Source organism: Yinghuangia sp. YIM S09857, from assembly GCF_051388915.1.
Lineage (GTDB): Bacteria > Actinomycetota > Actinomycetes > Streptomycetales > Streptomycetaceae > Yinghuangia.
Genome location: NZ_JBPKBH010000010.1, coordinates 268,143 through 290,907, shown reverse-complemented (window position 1 = coordinate 290,907; position 22,765 = coordinate 268,143). Strand labels below are relative to the sequence as shown.

Sequence of the window (22,765 nt, the reverse complement as noted above, 5' to 3'; positions counted from 1 at the left end):
ACGGCCCCGGGGACACCGCCGCACGTTCGCCCTTACTCGGACACGCCGACCAACCCCGCGCTCTCCCGCCACAACGCCCTCGCGGCCACCTCATCGCGCGCCAACTCCGATGGGTCCGGCCAGCCCAACTCCCCATGGCGCAGGGCCGCGTACGTCCGTCCCTCCGGTGGGGCCACGCGCCCCAGCACCAAGTCCGCCAGGGCGCTTGCGGCGTCGGACGCGGAGTTGAAGTCGCGGTTCACCTTGCGCATCGACCAACGCATTGCGCGCGTCCCCAGCAGGGACCACGCGGTCCGCAGCGGCCACGGCAGTTCCTGGGCCAGCCCCGTCCCCAAGACCTGCCCCGGGTCGTACGCGATCGCCGCGGTCACCTGGACACCTGGACACCTGGTCATTCGCTCCGCGTTCCGCGCACTCCCACCATGGTCCCGCTCGCCGCTCCCGTACCGCAGAAACCACAACTCCGGTCAGGTACGCCGCGCTCCCGGTGCCCGCCCCTCGCCCGGCGCCCCCACGTACGCCTGGGCGATGTCGAGCCAGCGGTCGGCGTCCCGCCCCTCGGCGGTCAGTGCGGTGTCCTGCCGATGCACGCGGCGGGTCGCAAGGAGGGCGAAGTCGTAGCCGGGACCGGAGACCTTCTGCGGTGCGTTCGGCGGACCGAAGTCCCATGCGGCGCCGTCCGGGCCGACCAGCTCGACACGGAACGGGTCCTCGGGAGCCGGGAGTCCGTGCGTCGCGAACGCGTGGTCGCGGGCGTTGACCCCGAGCCGCACGATGTGCCGTACGCGTGCCGTCGGTTCACGTCGTACGCCCAACGCGTCGGCCACGTCGCCGCCGTGCGCCCAGGCCTCCATGAGGCGGCCGGTGGCGATCCCGGCCGGGCTCATCGGCGGGCCGAACCACGGGAACCGGGTGCCGGGCGGGTGCCCTCGGAGCGCCGCGATCACCCCTTCGCGCCCGGCCCGCCAGCGGTCCAGCAACTCCACGCCCTTCTCCGCGTCGCGGCGACCCGACATGCTCCCTTCGAGGCCGTTCGCCAGCGCCTCGACCACGGCGGGCACCGCCGCCAGGAACGCGCCGGGGTCCCGTGCGGCCAGGATCGCCATCTCGTCGGTCGAGGCGAGGTGCCCGATCTGGTCAGCCACGGTCCAGCCGGGGGCGGGGGTGGGCAGCGACCACTGTTCGTCGTCCAGGTCCGCGACCAAGGCGTGGAGCGCCTCGCCCTCGGCGCGCAAGTCCTCGAATACGTCGGTGCCTTCGCTGGGTGCCATGCACGTGCCTCCTCCGCGCCGAAGCGCACTTCCCTGACACAGTCAAAGATGCCGCACGTCCGCCCGTAACAGACACCCCCGAATGCCTTCTGCCGGCAACTGGCCTTTCCGGACGTCCTTCCCTCGCTAGGTTGCGCCCATGGACACCGAAGCTCGCCCCATGAGCCTGGCCGTCGACCAACTCGTCGCGGCATCGGAATCACCGGACCCGAACAAGATCGCCGCCGCCGTCAACGCACTCCTCATAGCCCTGCCGCGGACCGACCGCAACGAAGCGGCGGCGGCCGTCCCCCGGCTCACCGAGCTCCTTCAGTACCTGCCGCTGATCCATCACGGCATGCTCTCCGTGATCATCGGGGCCTGTGTGGAGCTGGGCGCGGACCCGACCGACTGCGGTCCCGTCATCCTCGACCGGGCGCGCGACGGGCTGCGCGAGGCCGTGAACTTCCCCGGGATATGGCACGCATCAGGCGGCGCGGCAGTACCGGTCCCGGAGTCGGTCGACATCCCGGGCGACATCGTCGGGCAGCTCGTCGGCGCCGACGCGGACGAGCGGGCCCTGCGCAGCCTCATCGCGTGGTGGCAGGTCCAGCAGTGGGAACTGGCCACCGTCGCCGTGCTTTCGCACCGCCCACTGCGCGACAGCCTTGCGGAACGAGCACAGTTCCGAGCCGAGGTGGAGCGTGTCGCTGTGGTGTGGCACACCGGTCTGCCCTCACTGCGCCACATCGTGCGCATGCTCGACGACGAACCGCTCGTCGTGCTGCACCGGCCGTCCGGAGCCGCGTACCGCATGCGCATGGGCGGGCTCGGCTGCAACCGCCAACTGCTCACGCTCCTCGCGGACGTCCTCATCGGCGCCGGCCATGTACCGGGTGCCGCGCCCGACCCGGCGGCCGTGGCCCTGGCGCGCAACGCGCCCTTCACTCCCGGCAGCGTCTCGTCCGTCGACGCATACGCCGAGTTCGCCATGAGCAACGCGGACGGCTCCGCGGTCCCGGTCGACGGATGCCCTGACGACATCCGATCGGTCGACGGCATACGGCTCCTGGTGCTGGACCGACCCCGCGAACGCTCGTCGTGGAACCCGGGGAGGTTGTTCGCGCGGGTCCCCGGCGATCTGGTCCTTGAGTCCGTGCTGAGCGACGAGCAATCCCTCGCCTGGTTCGTGAAGGCCACCGGCGGCTGAAGATCGGCCCCCGGCCGGGGAGACCAACACGAAGTGACGGGACTGCGGGAGCTGCGCGGACGATGAGCTTCACCGGGGTTACGCAGTCCACACATCCGGATGACCGGGCGAGGTGGGCACATGGGCCACCTTGAACAGGGCACGGGTGCCGGTGAGGTCGAGCAGGCGGTCGACGTAGGCGCCCGGTTCCAGGGAGAGTTCGGTTGCGGCGTCCTCGGCTTGGGTGCGTACCGCCAGAAGGGCGTGCAGGCCGGAGGAGTCGCAGAAGGTCACGCGGGCCATGTCCACGTGCAGGTTGCGACCGTCGGTGCGGGCGAGCGCGTCGGTGAGCGTGTGCCGGAGGTCGTCGGCGTTGTCCTGGTCGACCTCGCCGGAGACCTGGGCGACCAGATGCCCTGTGGTGCGGCGGAGGTCGGTGCTCAGGACGGGGTGCGAGGCGGTGGCGGCGGGGCTGCGGGGCTGCGCACGGCGCGGTGCCGGAGGCGGCCGGATGGCTTTCCGGGCGCGGAATTTGCGGGTCATGGCGATCCTCTTTCCTTTGCGCCGCCCACGTGGCGGCCGCCCTTCCACACTCCGCTTCTGCCGAGGGCCCGTCAACAGATAGAGGAATCTTCCTTCCTCTGTCGCGGTTCGGACCGGTGCGTTTTAGCCTGGCCTTATGAGTGACGGCGCGCCGACCCAACGTACGCGGGCCTATCGCGCCGGTGCCGGGTGGACCTTCCTGACCAACCACGCGCGGGTGCTGACGGCGGTGGCCAGGAACCCGGACATGCGGCTCAAGGAGATCGCCGCCACCTGCCATCTCACCGAACGCGCCGTGCGCTCGATCCTCGGCGACCTGGCCGCCTCCGGCTACTTGGTACGCACCCGCAAAGGCCGCCGCAACCACTACCGCATCAACCCCGATGCCGCGCTGCGCCACCCGGCCGACCGCGGCGCCGTCGTCGCGGACCTGATCGCCCTGCCCACCTCCCGGACGCCCGCCGGCTGACTGCCCGCGGGGCGTCGCCCCACGGCTTTCGGAGACCGGGCCCGTCCGTGAATTCGTCGTGCGGTGGTTCGGCAGCCGCGACCGAAGTTGCCGCGGCTGCCGAACCGCAGGGTGCCCGGTGTCGTCCGGGCCGCCGTCAGGTCGCCTGCGGGGCGAGTTCGCGTACCGCGTCGATCAGGTCCCGGACGGACTCGACGGCCTCGATGTCGTCGTGGGACAGGGCGACCTCGAACTCCTCGCTGACACGCAGCGCCAGGCCGGCCACGCCGAAGGCGTCCATCCCGAAGTCGTCGGCGAACCGCGAACCGACGGTCACCTCGGTCTCGGGAATGCCCAACTCGTCGGCGACGACGGCGATGATGCGGGTCTCGAACGCGTCCACAAGATCCTCCTTGGTGTTCTCGCACCGGACTGCCTGTCCGGCACCGGGCGAGTACCACCCACACTCGGAGTGAACGCACGGCGTGACTCGACCGTGACCCTATGTTGTTGTCAAGGAGCGAACAACTGCCCGTCTGGAGACCCGTTGCGCATTCGGGTGATTGCGGGGCGTGCGCACGGGGCAGGCCCTTGATCGCCGGGCCGCGGAAGGCCCGGCGGGCACCACGGAGGTGCCCGAGGCGTGATCGAAGGGGACCGGTCGATGGCGACAGGCACCGTGAAGTGGTTCAACTCGGAGAAGGGCTTCGGCTTCATCAGCCAGGACGGCGGCGGGGCGGACGTGTTCGTGCACTACTCCGCCATCAATGCCTCGGGCTACCGCGAACTCCAGGAGAACCAGCGCGTCTCCTTCGACATCGCCCAAGGCGCCAAGGGCCCCCAGGCCGAGAACGTCACCGCCGCATAGCGGCACTTCGCTCGCCGGGGCGGCCCCTGCCGTGTGGGGAAGCACGCAGGGGTCGCACCCCGGGCGGCATCGGACGTATTGCCGCTGCCTGCCGGGCACGACCACCAGGCAGCGCCAGGCCGACTCGCCGTCGTGGGGACGACGGCAAGAGCGGGTGTTGGTAGGGATGTTGGGGTTGTGGGGGTTGCGAGCCGAGAGCCGTTGCGCGAGCTGGGGGGATGTGGGGGCGTCGACGCGAAGAGGGCGCCCCGCGTGAGGTGCCTCAGTTGTCGCGGAGGAAGCGGGCCATGGTGGCCAAGGCGCGTATGGACTCCGGCAGGTCGGGGAACACCGTGGGCCACACGTGCTGCATCCCCGCAACGAAGTGGGCTTCTATGGTGACGCCCGCCGCGGAGGCCTTCTGGGCGAACTGGGTCGCGTCGTCCAACAGCACCTCGGCGCCGCCTGCGAACAGCAGCGTCGTGGGCAGGCCCTCCAGGTCGGCCAGGACGGGTGAGGCCAGCGGATCGCGCGGGTCGTGGCCCTGAAGGTAGAGGTCCGAGCCGGTCCGGGCGGCCTCCAGGCCGAAGAGCTGGTCCGTCGCGCCACTTCGCGCGTACGCCGCCGACTCGCAGGTCTGGTCGAGCCACGGCGACAACAACATCAGCGCGACCGGCGCGGGGCGTCCGGCATCCCGGATCGCCAGGGCCAGCGCCGCCGCGAGGCCGCCACCCGCCGAGTCGCCGCCGACGGTGACCGGGCCGAAGGCCTGGTGCACGGCGTCGTACGCGGACGCCGCGTCGCGCAGCGCCCCCGGGAAGGGGGCCTCCGGCGAGAGCCGGTAGTCGACCAGCACCACGCGCGCCTCCGCCGCCGTGGCGAGGCGGGACGCGAAGCCCGTCCAGCCTGCGGCCTCGCCCAGCCGATAGCCGCCGCCGTGGAGATAGAAGACCGTGCGCACCGGCTCGGCGACGGTGACGACCACCGCCGGTACACCTCCGAAGACCTCCTGGGACACGCTCGCCCCCGGCTCCACCTGCTGCGGGATCGCGGAGATCGCCTTGCGTCGCTCGGCGAGATCATCCGGCGCCGGCCTTCCCTCGCGCTCCCCCGGCAGGTTCCATGCGTCGAGCCCCATCAGGCGGCCTCCCTTGCGTCCGCAGCCCGCACCACGCGGCCTGCCGTGCCCCCGGCGACCCCGTGATCACCGGCTTGCATCGCATCGTGGCACGGATGGCGCGAGGTTTTGAGGGCGGGCCGCGAACCTGTGGAAGACCTGGAAAGTGATCCGCGAGCTGTGGACAACGCACCGGCCCCGGGTCGGACCGGCGTCGGACACGGACCAGCCCGCGCGACCGCTCGCGGCGCGGCCCTTGGGAATTGACGGCACGTCAGGGCGCGGTACGGCGGTTGGGCGGGGGTTGGTCGGTCAACAACTCGCGGGTCTCAGTGTCCGCGGAGCCGGGGGCCTGACCGTCCGACGCTTCGGGATCCGAGGCCTTCGGCCCGGAGTCGTCGGCGCCCTCGACGTCGTCCCGACCGACCGCCCGGTCCAGCGCGGGTGATCCGTCGGTGGCACGGCGGCGCTCGTCACGGGCGGCCGCGTATTTCTCGGCGGGGTTGGACCCCGGGTATCCGGAGCCCGCCACATCCGCGCGGGCCTCGGCGGGCAGCGCGGATTCCTCGGACGACGCCCCCTGGCCGCCGTGGTCCCTGTCCCTGGAGATGGGCCCGGCGCTTTCCTCGACCGCGTGCTTGTGGTGACGGCTGCGGATCATCTGCGGCGCTCCCTCACCTGGTCCCCGCGCCCCGAGCACGGGTACGACGCTCTCTCTTACGCCACGCGGCTACCCGCCTGGACCCGCGCCATGCCCCTGTCGGGGGCGCAGGCGGTCACGGCGGCGCACCCCAGTGATCGGCGCAGCACCGCGCGGACCCGCACGGCGCCGTGCACCGTGCGGCGGGGACGTTCCGGTGACGCGCGATCCGACAGACACGACCTACAAATCGGGTCGCTACTCGGCGGGCAGGGACGTGTCCGCTGTCTCCGCGGGCCGAGGTTCCAGAACCACCACCGCGGTCTCGGACGGTCGCCTTGCCGCGAAGCTGTCGAGGTTTTCGGTCACGATCCGCCAGCGCGCCCAGAGCCGTTCGCGCTCGTCCCCGGTGGCGGCGCGGGCGCGTACGAGCTTTGTCCCGTCGACGAGTTCGAGGCTCGCGTTCGGATTGTCCAGGAGGTTGAGCCACCACGCGGGCTCCGCGGCGCCCCATCCGTTCATGGCGAGGGTGACGTAGTTCGGGCCGTCCTCGAAGTATCCGACCATCACGCTGCGCTGCCGACCGGTGCGGCGCCCGGTGGTGGTCAGTCGCAGCGTCCCCCATTTGTCGGCCTCGTCATTAGGACGCCACAGACCGATGCGGCCGCGGGAGACGCGGTAGAGGCCGCGGTGGACGTACCAGGCGGTCCGGATGAACCAACGCGGCGGCAGCCGCGGGGACTTCGGCTTCCTGTCGGACGACATCGCGCGCTCCTCGTGCCGTACCTGCACCGGTTACGGACAGGACAGTAGCCGTCCGCGGCCACGCGCGTGACGAGTCGGCACCATCCATTTCGCGCGGCAGTCAGCCGCCCGGCTGCGCCGCTGCCCCGTTGATGACGAGAGCGGTGAGCGCGTCCACGAACGCGGGCGGGATGTCCACGTCGCGGTGGGCCACCGAGCGGGTGAAGACCGCGCCGAGGACGGCGTCGAACAGGACGTCCGGATCGGCGTCCGAACGCACCACCCCCCGCTCGCACGCCGCGCGGACCAGCGCGTGGAACTGCTCCCGCACCCGGTTCTCCAGGCCGTCGATGACCTCCGCGCGCAGCAGCGGGTCCTGGCTGAGATCGGTGAACAGGCCGGGCAGCGCCGCGCGGGCCTCCGGACGGGCGTACGACGCGACCGTGTCCGCGATCATCCGCCGCACGTCCGCCGCGAAGTCGCCGGTGTCCGGGATGAGCACGGCGGTGTCGCGCGCCGGGAAGACGGCTTCGTGCACCAACTGGGGCTTGGAGGACCACCGCCTGTAGATGGTCGGCCGCGTCACTCCGGCGCGGCGCGCGACGGTCTCGAAGCTGAGCCGCGCGTATCCCTCCTCCGCCAGCAGCTCGCGCACGGCGGTCAGGATCGCGGCGTCGATCTGCGGGTCGCGGGGGCGTCCGCCGATCGGGCGGCGCGCGGCGGGGGTGGAGGTCGGCACGGTCCGGGATTCTTCCAGCGGGCGGCGCCCTTGACTAGTTCACCTAGTTAAATTACAACCTGCATCATAACTACCTGAGCTTTTCCGACAGCAAGGAGACGGCCGTGGCCGATCTGCTGGTACGTGGAGGAACCGTCGTCGACGGCACGGGCGCACCCGCCGTCCGCGCCGACGTCCGCATCACCGACGGAGTCATCGCCGAGGTCGGCCCCGACCTGGAGTCGCGCGGCGAGCGCGAGATCGACGCAAGCGGGGCGTACGTCTCCCCCGGCTTCATCGAGGCGCACACACACGTCGACGGTGCGATGTGGTGGAACCCGGACCTCGACCCGCTGCCCGCGTACGGCACGACAACGGTCGTCTTCGGCAACTGCGGCATGTCCGTGGCGCCGCTCCAGAAGGAGGCCCGCGGCCCGGTCCTCGACCTCTTCACCTTCCTTGAGGACCTGCCCCTCGACGCCTTCACCACCCACGTGCCGTGGACCTGGGAGCGCTGGCCGGAGTACCGCCGCGCGTGCGAGGACCAGAAGACGACCGTCAACGTCGCCGGATTTGTCGGCCACCTCACTCTGCGCACGACCGTCATGGGCGCAGAGGCCGCGTGGGAGCGCGCCGCGACGCCCGAGGAGGTCGCCGAGATGGCCGCGCTCCTCGACGAGTCCCTCGCACACGGGGCCATCGGCATGTCGACGAACGTGTTCGACAAGGACCGCTACCTCAAGCTCGTGCCGACGCGGCTCGCCGAGGACGCCGAGTTCGAGGCACTGGTCGACGTCCTCGCGAAGCACCCGGGCGCGACGCTCCAGATGATCACCCGGTTCAACGAGCCCGAGAACATCGACGCCGACGTCGAGCGCTTCGCGAACATCTGCGGGCCACGGGGTGTGCGCGGGCAGTGGACGGCCATCCCCTCGACCGTGCGCGAGGACTATCTGCGCGAGCAGACGATTGCGCTGCACCGCCGCATCCGCGAGAGCGGGGTCGACTTCTGGCCGAACGTCCCGCACAAGCCCCTGGAGCCGTTCTTCAACTTCGAGCGCGCGCTGACCTTCCAGCGCGTCGCGGCGTGGAACGAGTGGATCAACGGCCCGGCCGAGAGCAAGCTCGACGTGCTGGCCGACCCGGAGTGGCGGGCCCGTGCGCGCGAGGACTACGACAACAGGATCAGTTCGTCCACGTCGCGCCTGGACCGCCCGGAATCGATGATTTTCGCGATCTCCGAGACCGGGGCGGGCCCGCTGGACATCTCGTGGCGCGCGTACGCCGAGCAAGAGGGCAAGCACCTTTCCGACGCGCTCGCGGACTGGATCATTGCCAACGGCATCAAGTCCTGCATGAAGGGCATCCCGGACGACTTCGACGAGCCGGTCATTGCCGACCTCTTCAAAGAGCCCCACACGCTGACCAACATCAACGATTCGGGCGCGCACCTCCAGCTCTTCTGCGGTTCCGGCGAGAACGTCTATCTGCTCACCCGTTTCGTCCGCGACACGGGGCTGCTGACCGTCGAAGAAGCGGTGCACAACCTGACGGGCAAGCTGGCCGGCTTCTTCGGCCTCGGCGACCGCGGCGTCATCGCCCCGGGCAAGGCCGGCGACCTCGCGGTGTTCGCGCTCGACGAGATCGAGGTACGCCCCGAGGTCAAGCTGTACGACAACCCGGACGGCTCGTGGCGCTTCAGCCGCGGGAACTCGGGCGTGCGCGCGACGGTCGTGGGCGGCGTCCCGACCGTCCTCGCGGCCGAGCCGACCGGGGCGCGCCCCGGCACCATGATCGGACGCAGCAACTGACCGGAGCGGTCGACTCCGCTTGACGGGAGCGGTCGACAGGGCTTCCGCGCAACTTCGTCGCGACTCCCCCGCGACACCCCTGCAATCTAGCGGATCCGCTCACCTCACGGCCTCCTTATCCGGCCGGAGCGACCCTTGAGGCACGGTACAAACGCCGGGCCGGGCACGTGCCCGGCCCGGCGTTTGTCACGTACGTGTCACAAAACCCACAAGCGAGGGCTGTTCGCCCCCGATTCGGCTCTTCAGAGGCCTGTTCAGGGGGGAGGGGATTTGGCACAGGGCGTATGCGAAGGGCAACCTTGACGGTACGAGCTGATGTGTCTCGCGACCATGAAAGACCCAGGAACCATCCGATTTCGGTGATTTGTACGCCCTGCCATGGTCAAAGAGTCGACCAGGCATAGAGCGCAATGACCCTCAGTCTAGGTAGCATCCGCCGAGTGCCGCCCGCTACCGACGGGCACGCCCCCGACAAAGGTTCTCGATGAGTGACGATTCCCCCGCGCCGACCCTCGCAGCCGCATCGCAGACCGGCAGGTCCGTGCGCCTCGCCAAGGGGGCTTCCCCCTGGCTGGTGCCGACCGCGCTGACCGCCGCGGTGACCGGTTGTGCGGCGCTCCGCTCCCGGCGCTGGGCCATCGCGGCCGTGCCGACGCTGGCGCTGACCGGCGGCATGCTCTGGTTCTTCCGCGACCCGGAGCGCACTCCGGTCGAGGAAGGCATCATCGCCTCCGCCGACGGCGTCGTGCAGAGCATCGACCCCTGGCCCGACGGGCGGACCAGAGTGGCGACGTTCATGAGCCCGTTGAACGTGCACGTGAACCGCGCTCCCCTGACGGGTGTCGTCAAGTCCGTCGAACACAAGCCGGGCGGCTACATCCCGGCGTTCAACAAGGAGAGCGAGCACAACGAGCGCGTGGTGTGGGTGTTCGACACGCCGCGCGGCGAGGTCGAGCTGGTGCAGATCGCCGGCACCGTGGCCCGACGCATCGTGCCCTACCTGGAGCCGGGCACCGAGGTCGAGGTCGGCGAGCGCATCGGCCTCATCCGCTTCGGCTCCCGTGTCGACGTGTACCTCCCGCCGGGCATCGAGCCCGCGGTACAGGTCGGACAGCGGACCCGAGCCGGGGAGACGCGCCTTGACCGGGACTGACTTCGACAAATTCGACGGCTTCGAGCCGATCGAGTACGCCGACGAGCACCCCATCCCGCGCACCGACCCGGTCGCGGAGGAGACGCCGCTGTCGTCGCGCATCTCGGCGGCCGACGTCCTGACGCTGGGCAACGCCGCGTGCGGCTTCCTGGCGGTGTACTTCCTGGCCGTCGCCACCGTGGCGCAGCACATGGACGGGTACGGCGTACCCGCCGACCGCCGCAGTGCCGCCGCGGCCGTCGTCCTCATGCTGATCGGCGCGCTGTTCGACCTGTGCGACGGGCTGGTGGCGCGCAAGTTCCGCCGCTCCGCACTGGGCGCCGAGCTGGACAACCTGGCCGACGTCATCACCTTCGGCGTGGCCCCCGCGTTCTTCGTGGTCACATGGGCGGCCATCCCGCTCGGCCCCGGCAAGACGCCTGCCGTACTGGTGGCGCTGTCGGTGCTGATCGCGGGCGTGCTTCGGCTCGCGCGCTTCGCGTCGACGCCCGGACGGCCGGGGGTCTTCCAGGGCATGCCGATTCCGTTCGGCGCGCTGACGGTGGTCTCCATCGTGCTGCTGGACCTGCCGTTCGTGGTGGGCGCCGCCGGCATCCTGCTGACCGCGTGGCTCATGGTCAGCCGCATCGAGTACCCCAAGCCGCAGGGCAAGTTGGCGATCCTGACGATGCTGTTCATCGCGGCGAGCGTGAGCTGCCTGACGCTGTGGGCGACCGACTCTCCGGGCGGCGACGCGATGCTGACGATGGGCGCGACCCTTCAGATCTCGCTGGCGCTGAGCATCCCGGTGGTCGCGATGACGCGGCGCGGCGCGCGGTTCATCGGTGTTCGCATGATCCGCTAGTCGCCGCGGCACGCGGCTGAGACTACGGCTATGGCTTGCGCGAACACCGCGGCAATTGACGACGACGCCCCCGGCGGTCCCTGACGGACGCCGGGGGCGTTTCGTCGTGCCGTCGAGCACCTTGACTCGGCCCCTGTGCACGTCCTGGTCGGCACCGCGCTGCGGACGAACGGCGGCGGCCCGTCCAACCCTCTGCGGAGTCGGCACCTACCAAAGTCGACGGGAGACGCGACTTCCGCCGCTGCCGTGGTCACCCGCGCCCTGGATACGCTCGACGAGCAGCGTCGAACCTGCCCGGCACCAGGCACGACACGAGGGAGTTCGGGAGATGTCCGGAGTCCCCGGTTCACGCACCGCGCGGTGGGCGAACGGCTTGCGGCGCAGTCGCCGCGAATGGCGAAACGACGCCGCCCTGGGCGCCGTCGCACTCGGGCTCGGCGTGCTCCTTCTACTGGCGACGATCTCGGACGACCCGGACGCCGGCGCCCACGCCACGCCGCAGGTCGTGCTGGGCGCGGTCGCGGCCCTGTCGGTCACGCTGTTCCGTCGGGCGCACCCGACGGTGCTCGGGGTGTTCTTCGCTGTGGCCGGGTTCCTGGTCGTACCGGTCATGGGCAGCGCGATCGCGTCGTTCTTCAGCGTCGCCTCGTTCCGCCGCGCACGCACGGCGCTGCTGGTGGTCGGACTGCATGTCGTCCTGGTGCTCGCGCTGTTCCGCATGGCGACGGTGACCTGGAGCGAGTATTGGCAGGCGGTCGGCACCTTTCTCTTCCTCGACGTGGTGGCGCTGACCGGCGGCATGCTGGTGCGGTCCCTGGAGGCGCGCGCCCGGCAGGCGGAGAACGAGCAGCGGCTGCGCGTCGACGAGGCCCGCCACCTGGAACGCGAGCGCATCGCGCGCGAGATGCACGACGTGCTTGCGCACCGGATCTCGCTCCTCGCGGTGCATGCGGGGGCGTTGGAGTTCCGTGCGGGCGCGTCGCCGGAGGAGGCACGCGCGGCGGGGGTGATCCGACAGTGCGCGCACGACGCGCTTGAGGATCTGCGCGACGTCATCCGCATGCTCCGGACGGACGAGACCTCACCCGGCGAGGACGACGCCGGGGAGTCGGACCGGCCGCAGCCGACACTCGCGGACCTGCCCGCGCTGATCGAGCAGTCCCGACGCGCGGGTGCGGTCGTCGAGTTCGCCTTCGCCCCCGTGGGTGAACGGGGCGCGGCGGCACAGGGGCCCGCGGCGGAGGAGGGAGTCGACAGGACAGACGGGACAGACCCGGCCGCGGTGCCGGCAAGTCTGGGGCGGCACGCGTACCGCATCGTGCAGGAGGGGCTGACGAACGCCCGCAAGCACGCCCTCGGGGAGCCGGTGCGGGTACGCGTCGACACGGCGGGCCGGTCCGGGCTGCGCATCGAGATCGTCAATCCGCTGCCGACCACGCTGTCCGCACCGGGCGACCCGATACCGGGGGCGGGCGCCGGTCTGATCGGCCTCGCCGAGCGCGTGACGCTGGCCGGGGGACGTCTCGAACACGGACCCGGTCGCGGTGAATTCCGGCTGCGTGCCTGGCTACCGTGGTCACCGTGACGCCACCCGAGCAAGAACCCCCGCCCGCGCGGGGCCACGTACCGCCGCATCACGCCCCCGACGACCGGACCCCCGTCCGGGTCCTGCTCGTCGACGACGACGCGCTCGTCCGGGCGGGTCTGTCGATGATGCTCTCGGGGCCCGAGGACATCCTCGTGGTCGGCGAGGCCGCCGACGGCGCCGAGGTGGACGCGGCCGTACGCGAACACCGGCCCGACGTCGTCCTCATGGACATCCGCATGCCGACGATGGACGGCCTCGCGGCCACCGCCCGCCTGCGCGCGCGTCCCGACGCGCCCCAGGTCATCGTCATGACGACCTTCGACACCGACGACCACGTGCTGCGCGCGATGCGGGCCGGAGCGGGCGGGTTCCTGCTCAAGCACACGCCGCCCGCCGAGATCGCCCGGGCGATCCGGCTCGTGGCGTCCGGCGAGCCGATGATGTCGCCGTCCGTGCTGCGCCGCATGATGCGGTACGTCGCCGACTCCGGCGGCGACCCGCGTCGCGACCGCGCCCGCGACCTGCTCGGACGTCTCAGCCCGGGCGAGCGCGAGGTGGCCGTTCTGGTCGGGCGCGGCGCGACCAACGCCGAGATCGGGCGGGAGCTTTCGCTGAGTGTCGCGACCGTGAAGGCGTACGTCTCCCGGCTCCTGACCAAGCTCGACCTCAACAACCGCGTGCAGATCGCCTTGCTCGTCCACGATGCCGACGAACGCGGAGCCTGAACTTCGACTCTCCGACGTTCGACGTCCCGCGCGCCGACGTCGACATCCGACGTCCGATGCCCGATGTCCGATGTCCGAACGGCGACGCCGGCCACGGGCGAAAAGGCGCCGGGCGCATAGCCTTTGGTCGCGCCGCCGTCGACGTACGGCCGATGCCGCGGGCCGGGTGGCGTCGGCAGGCTCGGAGGCATGATCCGAGTCGAACACCTCAGCAAGCGGTACGGCGACCACCGTGCCGTCGACGACGTCTCGTTCACGTGCGAGCCCGGCACGGTGACCGGCTTCCTCGGGCCCAACGGCGCCGGGAAGTCGACGACCATGCGGATGATCTGCGGGCTCACGGAGCCCAGCGCGGGGACCGCCAGCGTGCTGGACGTACCGTACAAGACCATCCCCAACCCCGGCCGCCACGTCGGCGTGCTGCTGGACGCCTCGGCCCGCCACCCCGGCCGCACCGGGCGCGAGACGCTGGTGCTGGCCGCGATGCTGCTCGGCGTCCCACGCACGCGCGTCGACCAGGTCCTGGCGGACGTGGGCCTCTCGGCCGCGGCCCGCCGCCGCGTGGGCGGCTACTCGTTCGGCATGCGCCAACGCCTCGGCATCGCGCAGGCGCTGCTGGGCGACCCGGGCGTGCTGATCCTCGACGAGCCCTCCAGCGGGCTCGACCCCGAGGGCATCCACCAAATGCGCGTGCTGCTGCGGGACTTCGCGCGGCGTGGCGGCACGGTGCTGCTGTCCTCGCACCTGCTGTTCGAGGTGGAGGCGATCGCCGACCGCTACGTGATGATCGCGGGCGGGCGGATCGTCGCACAGGGGCCGAAGGACGAGTTGCTGCGCGGGCGTTCGGGCGCGGTTGTACGGTCCGGCGACCCGGCGGCCCTCCGCGAGGCGCTCGACCGCGCGGGCCTCGGCGTACGCGACACGCACGCGGACGGCGCGGTCGTCGTCGACTCGGACCCCGAGCAGGTGGGCCTGGCCGCGGCCCGGCACGGCGTCCCGCTGACCGAGCTGCGGGGTGCGGAGGACCTGGGCCTGGAGGAGTTGTTCCTGAGCCTGACCGGCTCACAGGCCGACGAGGACCCGCGGTCCCCGCAGAACTCGCAGAACCCGCAGACCTCGCAGACCTCTCGGACGCCCCGGAACGCACAGACCGCCGAGGAGGCGAAGGCACGATGAGCCTGCACACCACCACCCGGCAGGACCCGGTCGAGACGGTCTTCGTCCCCGAGACGGCACCGGCCGGGCCCACGCAATGGATGCTGACCAAGGTCGAGTTGCGCAAGATGACGGACACCCGCTCGGGCCGCTGGGTCCTCGCGGTGATCGTGCTGGCCATGGTCGGCATGGTGTGCCTGCTGGTCTTCGCCGGCGAAGACGGCGACCGCGACGTGCCGGAATTGTTCCTGGCCTCGCAGCTCGGCCTTTCGGTGCTGCTGCCGGTGATCGGGATCTTGTCGGTGACCGCCGAGTGGTCGCAGCGCAGCGGCCTGTCGACGTTCGCCCTCGTCCCCAAACGGCACCGCGTGGTGTTCGGCAAGTTCGCGGCGGGCGTGATCATCGCCGTGGCGGGCATGGCTCTGAGCACGGTCGTGACGTACGGCGGACATGCGCTCGCCCTGGCCACCGACAACGCCGAGGGGGGCTGGGGCGTCCCCGCCGACCTCGCCGCCACGCGCCTGCTCGACTGCGTGGTCGCGGTGGCCACCGGCATCGCCTTCGGCATGCTGCTGTCCAGTCCGATGCTGTCGGTGCTGGCCTTCTACGCGATCCCGATCGTGCTGGGTATCCTGGGCAGCACCGTCTCGGCGCTGGAAGCCCCCTTCAGGTGGATCAACCCCGGCGAGGCGATGACGCCGCTCAGCGAGCACGACGAGATCTCCGCCCTGGAATGGTCCCGCGCGCTGTGCAACACGGCGTTCTTCGGCGTGGCGCTGTTCGCCGCCGGTCTCTACCGCACCTCCCGCCGCGAGGTCACCTGACCCTCCCGGGCCTCCGACGCCGCGGGCGGGAAGGTGAATCAGCAGCCACACCCACCCCCCTCCCGCACCGCGACCACGCGGCGCGCCACCGACCGCAAAGGAAGCCCGTGTACGGCCTCGACAACCCGCAGACCGCCGTTCGGGCCGTCAGCGCCGCGAACCACGCGCACGGCCTGCGCTTCACCATCCGCGGACGTTTCGCGGACGGGCTCCAGGGCGGGGCCTGGCAACTCGCCGAACCCGACGGTCGCCGGGCCGTACTGAAGCTGCGCCGCCCCGACGCCCACGTCCCCATCGGCGACATCGCCCGAGCGGTCGAACGCGTGCGCTCCGGCGGATACCCCACACCCCGCTGGCTCGCGACCGGCCTCCTCGACAACGGAGTCGCCTACCACGTCCAGGAGTTCGCGTACGGCTCCGCCTCAACCCCGCTGACCTCCGCAACGGTCCGCCCGCTGCTCGACACCCTGGACCTGCACACCGGACTCGACCCGCTCCCCTCCCGCGACCGCAACGCCGACGCCCTCACCGCCGCGACCGACGACGGACCGGACAGCCCGCGCCGCGCCGTCGCGGCACTCGGCGCTCCGGGCACCGCCCTGCTCGCCCGCTACGACCGCCTCCTCGACGCCGCCGGTCCGACCCCACTGCCCACCGGCGACCTCGTCCACGGCGACTTCAACAGTGTCAACGTCCTCCTGCGTCCGGACCGCACCGTCTCCGCCGTCATCGACATCGACGAACTCGGCAGCGGCACCCGCGTCCTCGACCACGCCGCGCTCCTCCGCGAGGCGTACGTCGAGGGCTACCACCCCGACGTGGCCGCCCGCATCCACACCGCCGCCGAAGCCGTGGCGGGCCCCGCCGTCCTCGCCTGGTGCACCGCCCCCGCGGCCCTCTTCATCGCCCCCTTCAAAGCCCGTCACGCCCCCACCCAGCTCCCCCAGGTCCTCACGCGCCTACAGACCCTCGCCGAAACCCTGGCCAAAGCGCTCTGACCACCCGGCCGCTCCGCGTTCCGCGAGAGCGCCCTCGGACGGGCAGTTCGCAAGCGGCGCGTGTGAGGTCGAGCGAGAACGGGTCGTCGGTGTGAGGTCCCGATCGACGACCGAGCAGGCCGGCGGTTGGCGGCGCGGTGGGGGTTGGAGGTGCTGACGATCGAGGACGTTCTGGCGCTCGGCGTTGCTTTGGGCTTGTTCCCTTATGGGCGGAATCTTGCCCGCTCCTGTGCGCGGCTGCGGGCGTATGGCGATGGCATGGTTCCGTTCGAGAAGAGTGGACTGAAGGAAACTCGCGCGAGTTGGAAGGCCGCGCGCGAGGACTGCTGAACCGGGGGCGGCGGTTGAGCGGTTAGCCGGTGAGGCGGTGGCCCAGGGCGGTCCAGCGTTTGCCGGCGGAGATGGTGCGGACGGCTTGGGCGAGGGCTCGGCGGGAACCGACGAGGACTACGAGCTTCTTGGCGCGGGTTACGGCGGTGTAGAGGAGATTCCGTTGCAGCATCATCCAGGCGCTGGTGGTCACGGGGATGACGACGGCGGGGTATTCGCTGCCCTGGGAGCGGTGGATGGTGACGGCGTACGCGTGGGCCAGTTCGTCCAGTTCGGCGAAGTCGTAGGGGACTTCCTCGTCTTCCTCGGTGCGCACCGTGAGCTTCTGGTCGTCGGGGTTGATGGCCGTGACGACGCCGCCGGTGCCGTTGAAGACGCCTGATTCGCCCTTTTCATAGTTGTTGCGGATCTGGGTCACCTTGTCACCGATGCGGAACGTACGGCCGCCGAAGCGCTTTTCCGGGAGGCCGGGCCGCGACGGGGTCAGGGCCTGCTGCAAGAGCAGGTTGAGCGCGCCCGCGCCTGCTGGACCTCGGTGCATGGGGGCCAGGACCTGGACGTCGCGGCGCGGGTCGAGGCGGAACTTCGCCGGGATCCGGCGGGCGACGACGTCGACGGTGAGGGTCGCGGCGTCCTCGGCCTCCTCGACGGGGAACAGGAAGAAGTCGGCGAGGCCGTCGGTGACGGGTTGGCGTCCGGCGTTGATGCGGTGCGCGTTGGTGACCACGCCGGACTGCTGCGCCTGGCGGAAGATCCGGGTCAGGCGTACGCGCGGCAGCGGCTCGGCGGCGAGCATGTCGCGCAGCACCTCCCCCGCCCCCACGCTGGGGAGTTGGTCGACGTCCCCGACGAACAACAGGTGCGCGCCCGGCGGTACGGCCTTGACCAGGCGGTTCGCGAGCAGCAGGTCCAGCATCGACGCCTCGTCGACGACCACGAGGTCGGCGTCCAGCGGGCGGTCCTGGTCGTACGCCGCGTCCCCGCCCGGACGCAGCTCCAACAGTCGGTGCACGGTGGCCGCCTCACACCCCGTCAGCTCGGCGAGGCGTTTGGCCGCGCGGCCGGTGGGGGCCGCCAGCACGACCTTCGCCTTGCGGGCCCGGGCCAGTTCGACCACGGAGCGGACCGTGAAGCTCTTGCCGCAGCCGGGGCCACCGGTGAGGACGGCGACCTTCTCGGTGAGCGCGAGGCGTACCGCGGCCTCCTGTTCGGTGGCCAGGTCGGTGCCGGTGCGGTCGCGCAGCCAGGCGAGTGCCTTGGTCCAGTCGACGCCCGCGAACGCGGCCAGCCGGTCGTCGGGCGCGCGGAGCAGGGAGCGCAGCCGCGACGCGAGGGAGATCTCGGCGCGGTGGAACGGCACGAGGTAGACGGCGTCGACCGGGTCGCCCTGGGAGCCGGACGGGCTGACCGGGCCGGGCACCTCCTCGCGCACCACGCCTTCCTCGGCGACGAGTTCGTCAAGGCACGCGCGCACGAGGCCGGCGGCGACGTCGAGGATCTTGACGGCGTCGTCGACCAGTTCGTCCTGCGGGAGATAGCAGTGCCCGTTGTCGGCGCCCTCCGAGAGGGTGTACTGCAACCCGGCCTTGACGCGCTGCGGCGAATCGTGCGGTATCCCGACCGCGCGGGCGATGGCGTCGGCGGTCTTGAAGCCGATGCCCCACACGTCGGAGGCGAGGCGGTACGGCTCGGTGCGCACTATCTCGATCGAACGCTCCGCGTACTCCTTCCAGATGCGCACCGCGGGCGAGGTCGAGATGCCGATGCCCTGGAGGAAGACCATGACCTCCTTGATGGCCTTCTGCTCGACCCACGCGGCGGCGATCAGGTCGCGGCGCTTCGGCCCCAGGCCGGGCACCTCGATGAGGCGCTGGACGTCCTCCTCGATGACGTCCAGCGCGTCGACTCCGAAGTGCTCGACAATGCGGTCGGCCATCTTCGGGCCGATGCCCTTGATGAGCCCGGAACCGAGGTAGCGGCGGATGCCCTGGACGGTCGCCGGCAGGACGGTCTCGTACGCGTCGACCAGGAACTGCTTGCCGTACTGCGGGTGGCTGCCCCACCGGCCCCACATGCGCAGCGACTCGCCGGGCTGCGCGCCCAGCAGCGGGCCGACGACGGTGAGCAGGTCGCCGGTGCCCGCGCCGCGGCCGGTGTCGACGCGGCCGACCGTCCAGCCGTTCTCGTCGTTCTGGTACGTGATGCGTTCAAGCACGGCCTCAAGGCGCGCGGGCGACGCGTGCCCGGCAGGGCCGGCTGCGGGCCCAGCCGCCCCGGCGCGGGGGCCGCCCGGAGCCCCGGCGGGAGCGGCCTGCGTACCTGCTGTCATGACGCCTGAGGCTAGTCCGTCACCCGGACACACACTGCGGGATATCCACAGGCAAATGCCCTGTGGACATCCGCGGCCGGTACGACTCGCTCGGGGTCAGCGGTGCCGCGTCCCGAGACCCACGCGTGAGCGCCTCTCGACGTCGCGCCCCGCGAGCCCCCGCTCACCCGCGGCGCCGCACCCTCACGGCCGCGCGACACCGATCGGATTGGGCACCGGAACCGCATCCGTGTCGATCAGATGCCGTGCCAGCGGCGTCGCCAGGGCGATCGTCTCCTCCACCGCGTACTCGCCGAGCGCCCGGATCGGCGCCGAGGCAAGGCGGTTCGTGGACTCCTCGATCGACGTCCGCAGCGCCGCCCCCGCCTCGGTCAGGTTGCCCTCGGTGTCCAGGACGCCACGCCCGATGAGGTCGACCAGCGCGCGTTCCCACTGCTGCTCGGACCATCCCCGGGACACCAACAGCCGCTCCCCCGGCGCGAGTCCGGCGGCGGCATGGGTCACCGAAGCCTGGAGACCGTCGAGTCCGTGGTCGACGGCGGTGAACACGTGGCCGTCGCCCCGGTGTTCGCGCAGCACGGTGGCGGCGAGCCAGACGCGCAGGCGCGGGTGGGCGTCCTCCGGCAGGCGTACGCCCGACCACGCCGCCGCCAGCGGCCGCGCGCCGAAGTCGCAGGAGGCTGCCGCGTGTTCGAGCAGCGTGGCGAGGCGCGTCAGGTCCGCGCCGTCCGGCAGGGCGCGGGCCAGCGCGCGGTCGACGGCGTCCAGACGGGAGTCCAGGACCTCGCGCGGCGTCGCGAAGGACCACGCGTCGGGCAGCGCGCGGGCCACCTTGTGCGGCGCGAAGCCGAAGAACATCGCGCCCACGGCCTCGGGCCCGACGGCCCCCAGCGGTGCGGCGCGGCCCGCGAAGTAGCCCATGAACCAGCCCTTGAGCCCGGCCTTCGCGGCCGCCTCTTCCACCTCCGGCGCGAAGTAGACCAGCGCGTGGATGGGTTCGACACCCGCCCACAGGCGCCGCGCCGGGTGTGTCGCGTACGAAGCGCCGTCCGCTCCTGCTGCCGTGTCGTGTGTCATGTTTGCCCTCCCTGACTCGACGCCGACTCGACGTCGACTTGACCTCGACCCTGGCTCGGCCCCGACTGGCCCCCGGCTCGCCACCGACCCGACGTCACGACCGGTCCGCCGTCTCCGGGACGGCCGATCTCGCCTCACCCGCACGGTACGCCGCCTCCGCGTCCTCCGGCGCCCCGCCCCTCCGGCCCCCCGCGAGCAGTACCGACACGGCCGACGCGGCAAGGGACGCCCCGGCCAGCAGGTACCAAACCCGGTCGAAGTCGTCCGCCGCCGCGCTCCCGACCGCCGGGGTGCCGAGCACGACCACCGCAAGCGACACCCCGAGCACCGACCCGAGTTGGCGCAGCATCGTCACGACGCCGGACCCGGTCGCCGCGTGCTCCTGCGGCAGCGCGGTCACGGCCGCGGCCACGAGGGTGGGCAGCATCAGGCCCACGCCGAGACCGGTGAGCATCATGCCCGGCAGCATCGAGGACGCGTACCCGCTGTCCACCTCCAACGTCGCCGCCCACCAGAGGGTTCCACCCGCGAACAGCACGCCGCCCACCACGGCGAGCGGCCCCGGCCCCATGCGGACCGCCCACTTGCCCGCCAGGATCGCCGTCGGCGGCACGAGCAGGGGTCCGGGTGTCACAGCGAGGCCGGTGCGCAGCGCGGACCACTCCCAAGCGCCTTGCGCCCACAGCGTGATGCCGAGCAGCATGCCCGCGAACGCCAGGCCGAACAGCACCGACGCGACCCCCGCGACGCCGAACGCCCGTACGCGCACCAGCGCCGGTTCCACGACCGGGCGCGGGTGCCGGGCCGTCCGCACGACGAACCACGCGGCCGCCACCGCGAAGACGGCCCACGCCGCGAGCGCACGCGGCGACGCCCAGCCCCAGTCGTCGGCCTTCACGAGTCCGAGCGCCAGCGCGCCGATGCCGACCGTGACCAGGGCCGAGCCGAGCAGATCGGGCAGCGGGCCCCGCTCGCCGGCCGGCGGGCCGACCGGCAGGACGCGCATGCCGACGGCGACCGCGGCCACGCCGATGGGCACGTTGACCAGGAACACCCAGCGCCACCCGGGCTCGGCGAGGAGCCCGCCGACCACCGGGCCGACGGCCGCCGCGACGCCGCCCACGGCGGTCCACACGCGCACGACCGCGGCCCGCCGCTCGGGCGGGTACGAGGTGAGCAGCAGGCCGAGCGAGGACGGCATGAGCAGTGCCGCCCCGGCCGCCTGGAGAAGCCGCGCGCCGACGAGCCACCCCACACCCGGGGCGGCCGCACACAGGACGGACGCGAGGGTGAACAGGGCCGTGCCGCGCAGGAAAACCGTGCGGTGCCCGCTGCGGTCGGCGAGGCGTCCGGCCGGCACGAGCAGGGCGGCGAAGACGACCGCGTAGCCGTTGAGGATCCACGACAGGTCGGCGAGGTCGGCGTCCGGCCATGTCTCGGCGATCGACGGCACGGCCACGTTGACGATGAACAGGTCGACGTTGACCAGGACGACACCGGCGCACACGACGGCGGCGGTCAGCCCACGGCCCCGGGAGGGGTCGCGGGGCTCGGATTCGGACATCGGCTCCCCTTGCCTGCTGCTGCCGCGCGCTGCCTGCCGCGGGCAGGTCCCGCCCAGTGAGTTCTATGACGCAACTCAAGGTAGAGACAGTGAGTACTTTCACGCAACCCACTAGGCTGGGGGCATGCGCCGCAAGAGCTTCCACGACATGCCGTGCTCGGTCGCCCAGTTCCTGGAGGTGGCCGGGGAGTGGTGGAGCATGCTCGTGGTGCGGGACGCGTTCCTCGGCGTCACGCGATTCGACGACTTCCACACGCGCCTGGGCATCTCCCGCAACGTGCTCGCGCAGCGCCTCGAACACCTCGTCGCCCACGGGGTGTTGGTGCGCGAGGCCTACCAGGACAACCCGGTGCGGTACGACTACCGCCTCACCGACAAGGGCCGCGCACTGTGGCCGGTATTGACCGCCATGCGCCAGTGGGGCGACGAATGGGCGGCCCCCGACGGGCCCCCGCTGACCCTCACCCACAAGTCCTGCGGGCACACCATGAACGCCGTGATGGTGTGCGATGACTGCGGCGAGCGCGTCGGTCCGGGGCAGGTCCGGGTGGCATCGGGGCCCGGCGATCCGCAGGGCTCGGTCGTGCCGTCCCACCTGCGCCGCGAGGGCCGCGCGGCAACGGAGTGACGCCGGACGCGCAGCGCGCCGTACGGCCTGCCTCGCAGCGGGCCGAACACACCGTCACGTTCCGTTGGTCGGCGGACGCAGACACCATTGACTGTGCCAAATATCGGCGATAGCTTCACGGCACCCGGATCCGGCGGCAGCGCCCGTGTGCGCCGGTACACGCACACGACGCGGCCAGGCTCCCCAGCTTCACCCGCGAACTGCGATAACCGCACGTGGCGGTCCGCCCGCCCCCGTGCCGAG

Annotated in this window: 24 protein-coding genes; 13 read left to right on the top strand and 11 right to left on the bottom strand. The window is 71.8% G+C overall.

Features of this window, described 5'->3' with window-relative positions:
• Positions 1 to 32: 32 nt before the first annotated feature.
• Positions 33 to 371, bottom strand: coding sequence for a hypothetical protein (locus tag ACRX5S_RS23025; RefSeq protein ID WP_436774937.1), 339 nt, complete (start codon positions 369 to 371; stop codon positions 33 to 35).
• A gap of 96 nt (positions 372 to 467) precedes the next feature.
• Positions 468 to 1,271: a TIGR03084 family metal-binding protein gene (locus tag ACRX5S_RS23020; protein ID WP_436774936.1), complete on the bottom strand. Its 804-nt coding sequence runs from the start codon at positions 1,269 to 1,271 to the stop codon at positions 468 to 470.
• Between the two features lie 139 nt (positions 1,272 to 1,410).
• On the opposite strand from ACRX5S_RS23020, the gene ACRX5S_RS23015 reads away from it, so the two are divergent.
• On the top strand, positions 1,411 to 2,460 hold the full coding sequence (locus ACRX5S_RS23015) for a hypothetical protein (RefSeq protein ID WP_436774935.1): 1,050 nt from the start codon (positions 1,411 to 1,413) through the stop codon (positions 2,458 to 2,460).
• A 78-nt stretch (positions 2,461 to 2,538) separates the two neighbouring features.
• On the opposite strand, the gene ACRX5S_RS23010 is transcribed toward ACRX5S_RS23015, so the two are convergent.
• Positions 2,539 to 2,982, bottom strand: a complete 444-nt coding sequence (locus tag ACRX5S_RS23010; protein WP_436774934.1) for an STAS domain-containing protein — start codon at positions 2,980 to 2,982, stop codon at positions 2,539 to 2,541.
• Positions 2,983 to 3,118: 136 nt separating this feature from the next.
• On the opposite strand from ACRX5S_RS23010, the gene ACRX5S_RS23005 reads away from it, so the two are divergent.
• Entirely contained in the window at positions 3,119 to 3,451 is a 333-nt protein-coding gene (locus ACRX5S_RS23005) for a helix-turn-helix transcriptional regulator (protein ID WP_436774933.1), read from the top strand.
• A 136-nt stretch (positions 3,452 to 3,587) separates the two neighbouring features.
• Here ACRX5S_RS23005 and ACRX5S_RS23000 read toward each other — a convergent pair whose 3' ends face one another.
• Complete coding sequence (locus ACRX5S_RS23000) at positions 3,588 to 3,833, bottom strand: acyl carrier protein (protein ID WP_436774932.1); 246 nt, start codon at positions 3,831 to 3,833, stop codon at positions 3,588 to 3,590.
• A 261-nt stretch (positions 3,834 to 4,094) separates the two neighbouring features.
• Between ACRX5S_RS23000 and ACRX5S_RS22995 the strand changes: the two genes are divergently transcribed.
• The gene (locus tag ACRX5S_RS22995; protein WP_436774931.1) at positions 4,095 to 4,298 is read left to right on the top strand and encodes a cold-shock protein; all 204 of its coding nucleotides are present in this window, start codon (positions 4,095 to 4,097) and stop codon (positions 4,296 to 4,298) included.
• 262 nt (positions 4,299 to 4,560) lie between these two features.
• Here the strand turns inward: ACRX5S_RS22995 and ACRX5S_RS22990 are convergent, their stop codons facing one another.
• The 4 genes from ACRX5S_RS22990 to ACRX5S_RS22975 form a co-directional block, all read right to left on the bottom strand.
• Positions 4,561 to 5,415 (bottom strand): alpha/beta hydrolase fold domain-containing protein, encoded by an 855-nt coding sequence (locus ACRX5S_RS22990; protein ID WP_436774930.1) that lies wholly within the window; start codon positions 5,413 to 5,415, stop codon positions 4,561 to 4,563.
• A gap of 253 nt (positions 5,416 to 5,668) precedes the next feature.
• Positions 5,669 to 6,055: a hypothetical protein gene (locus ACRX5S_RS22985; protein WP_436774929.1), complete on the bottom strand. Its 387-nt coding sequence runs from the start codon at positions 6,053 to 6,055 to the stop codon at positions 5,669 to 5,671.
• A gap of 237 nt (positions 6,056 to 6,292) precedes the next feature.
• A complete protein-coding gene (locus ACRX5S_RS22980) occupies positions 6,293 to 6,799 on the bottom strand; it encodes a nitroreductase/quinone reductase family protein (protein WP_436774928.1) in 507 nt (168 codons plus the stop codon).
• Positions 6,800 to 6,899: 100 nt separating this feature from the next.
• Entirely contained in the window at positions 6,900 to 7,517 is a 618-nt protein-coding gene (locus ACRX5S_RS22975; protein ID WP_436774927.1) for a TetR/AcrR family transcriptional regulator, read from the bottom strand.
• 104 nt (positions 7,518 to 7,621) lie between these two features.
• Here ACRX5S_RS22975 and ACRX5S_RS22970 point away from each other — a divergent pair, with 104 nt between their 5' ends.
• From ACRX5S_RS22970 to ACRX5S_RS22930, 9 genes are all read left to right on the top strand, one after another.
• Positions 7,622 to 9,307, top strand: a complete 1,686-nt coding sequence (locus tag ACRX5S_RS22970; RefSeq protein WP_436774926.1) for an N-acyl-D-amino-acid deacylase family protein — start codon at positions 7,622 to 7,624, stop codon at positions 9,305 to 9,307.
• 484 nt (positions 9,308 to 9,791) lie between these two features.
• Positions 9,792 to 10,460 (top strand): phosphatidylserine decarboxylase, encoded by a 669-nt coding sequence (locus tag ACRX5S_RS22965; protein ID WP_436774925.1) that lies wholly within the window; start codon positions 9,792 to 9,794, stop codon positions 10,458 to 10,460.
• Positions 10,447 to 11,304, top strand: coding sequence for a CDP-diacylglycerol--serine O-phosphatidyltransferase (gene pssA / locus ACRX5S_RS22960; RefSeq protein ID WP_436774924.1), 858 nt, complete (start codon positions 10,447 to 10,449; stop codon positions 11,302 to 11,304). The genes ACRX5S_RS22965 and pssA overlap by 14 nt, the downstream gene beginning before the upstream one ends.
• 328 nt (positions 11,305 to 11,632) lie before the next feature.
• On the top strand, positions 11,633 to 12,889 hold the full coding sequence (locus ACRX5S_RS22955) for a sensor histidine kinase (protein ID WP_436774923.1): 1,257 nt from the start codon (positions 11,633 to 11,635) through the stop codon (positions 12,887 to 12,889).
• Complete coding sequence (locus ACRX5S_RS22950) at positions 12,886 to 13,617, top strand: response regulator transcription factor (RefSeq protein ID WP_436774922.1); 732 nt, start codon at positions 12,886 to 12,888, stop codon at positions 13,615 to 13,617. Before ACRX5S_RS22955 ends, ACRX5S_RS22950 begins: the two co-directional genes overlap by 4 nt.
• Positions 13,618 to 13,806: 189 nt before the next feature.
• Positions 13,807 to 14,793 carry an ABC transporter ATP-binding protein gene (locus ACRX5S_RS22945; protein WP_436774921.1) on the top strand — a complete coding sequence of 329 codons (987 nt, stop codon included), beginning with the start codon at positions 13,807 to 13,809 and terminating at the stop codon, positions 14,791 to 14,793.
• Positions 14,790 to 15,596 carry an ABC transporter permease gene (locus ACRX5S_RS22940; RefSeq protein WP_436774920.1) on the top strand — a complete coding sequence of 269 codons (807 nt, stop codon included), beginning with the start codon at positions 14,790 to 14,792 and terminating at the stop codon, positions 15,594 to 15,596. Before ACRX5S_RS22945 ends, ACRX5S_RS22940 begins: the two co-directional genes overlap by 4 nt.
• 107 nt (positions 15,597 to 15,703) lie before the next feature.
• Positions 15,704 to 16,594: a phosphotransferase gene (locus tag ACRX5S_RS22935; RefSeq protein WP_436774919.1), complete on the top strand. Its 891-nt coding sequence runs from the start codon at positions 15,704 to 15,706 to the stop codon at positions 16,592 to 16,594.
• Between the two features lie 150 nt (positions 16,595 to 16,744).
• The gene (locus ACRX5S_RS22930) at positions 16,745 to 16,924 is read left to right on the top strand and encodes a hypothetical protein (RefSeq protein ID WP_436774918.1); all 180 of its coding nucleotides are present in this window, start codon (positions 16,745 to 16,747) and stop codon (positions 16,922 to 16,924) included.
• Positions 16,925 to 16,946: 22 nt separating this feature from the next.
• Here ACRX5S_RS22930 and recD2 read toward each other — a convergent pair whose 3' ends face one another.
• From recD2 to ACRX5S_RS22915, 3 genes are all read right to left on the bottom strand, one after another.
• Complete coding sequence (gene recD2 / locus ACRX5S_RS22925) at positions 16,947 to 19,253, bottom strand: SF1B family DNA helicase RecD2 (protein ID WP_436774917.1); 2,307 nt, start codon at positions 19,251 to 19,253, stop codon at positions 16,947 to 16,949.
• A gap of 183 nt (positions 19,254 to 19,436) precedes the next feature.
• Entirely contained in the window at positions 19,437 to 20,330 is an 894-nt protein-coding gene (locus ACRX5S_RS22920; protein WP_436774916.1) for an SCO6745 family protein, read from the bottom strand.
• Between the two features lie 94 nt (positions 20,331 to 20,424).
• Entirely contained in the window at positions 20,425 to 21,894 is a 1,470-nt protein-coding gene (locus ACRX5S_RS22915) for a DHA2 family efflux MFS transporter permease subunit (RefSeq protein ID WP_436774915.1), read from the bottom strand.
• A 124-nt stretch (positions 21,895 to 22,018) separates the two neighbouring features.
• On the opposite strand from ACRX5S_RS22915, the gene ACRX5S_RS22910 reads away from it, so the two are divergent.
• The gene (locus ACRX5S_RS22910) at positions 22,019 to 22,522 is read left to right on the top strand and encodes a winged helix-turn-helix transcriptional regulator (protein ID WP_436774914.1); all 504 of its coding nucleotides are present in this window, start codon (positions 22,019 to 22,021) and stop codon (positions 22,520 to 22,522) included.
• The last annotated feature ends 243 nt before the right edge of the window (positions 22,523 to 22,765 follow it).